Consider the following 1,109-nt stretch of genomic DNA (forward strand, 5'->3'; position numbering starts at 1 on the left):
TTACTTCAGGATCTTGGCGACGACGCCGGCGCCGACGGTACGACCGCCTTCACGGATGGCGAAACGCAGGCCTTCTTCCATGGCGATCGGGGCCAGCAGCTTGACGGTCATCGTCACGTTGTCGCCCGGCAGGACCATTTCCTTGTCGGCCGGCAGATCGATCGTGCCGGTCACGTCCGTCGTGCGGAAGTAGAACTGGGGACGATAGCCGTTGAAGAACGGGGTGTGGCGGCCGCCTTCTTCCTTGGACAGGATGTACACCTCGGAGGTGAAGTCCGTGTGCGGGGTGATCGAGCCCGGCTTGGCCAGAACCTGGCCGCGCTGGACGTCTTCACGCTTGGTGCCGCGCAGCAGGATGCCCACGTTGTCGCCGGCTTGACCTTGGTCCAGCAGCTTGCGGAACATTTCCACGCCGGTGCAGGTCGTCTTGACCGTCGGGGTGATACCGACGATTTCGATTTCTTCGCCGACCTTGATCACGCCGCGCTCGATACGGCCGGTCACCACGGTGCCGCGACCCGAGATCGAGAACACGTCTTCGACCGGCATCAGGAACGCGCCGTCAACGGCACGCTCGGGCGTCGGGATGTAGGTGTCCAGGGCTTGGGCCAGCGACAGAATCGCTTGCTCGCCCAGTTCGCCCTTGTCGCCTTCCAGCGCCAGCTTGGCCGAACCCTTCACGATCGGGGTGTCGTCGCCCGGGAAGTCGTACTTGCTCAGCAGTTCGCGAACTTCCATTTCCACCAGCTCGAGCAGCTCGGCGTCGTCAACCATGTCGGCCTTGTTCAGGAAGACGATGATGTACGGCACGCCAACCTGGCGGCTCAGCAGGATGTGTTCGCGCGTTTGCGGCATCGGACCGTCAGCGGCCGACACGACCAGGATCGCGCCGTCCATCTGGGCGGCGCCCGTGATCATGTTCTTGACGTAGTCAGCGTGGCCCGGGCAGTCAACGTGCGCGTAGTGACGCGTTTCCGTTTCGTACTCGACGTGGGCCGTGTTGATCGTGATGCCGCGAGCCTTTTCTTCAGGTGCCGCGTCGATCTGGTCGTAGCCCTTGGCTTCGCCGCCGAACTTGGTCGACAGAACGGTCGTGATGGCCGCCGTCA

The 1,109-nt window shown here is 63.5% G+C and carries 1 protein-coding gene; it reads right to left on the minus strand.

Annotated features, from left to right (window positions below; all coding sequences use genetic code 11):
- Positions 1 to 1,109 (minus strand): elongation factor Tu (tuf, locus tag HV783_RS29315; protein WP_054441712.1); only part of this gene is annotated, 1,109 nt, incomplete at its 5' end.

The organism is Achromobacter dolens (genome assembly GCF_902859745.1).
GTDB classification, from domain to species: domain Bacteria; phylum Pseudomonadota; class Gammaproteobacteria; order Burkholderiales; family Burkholderiaceae_B; genus Achromobacter; species Achromobacter dolens.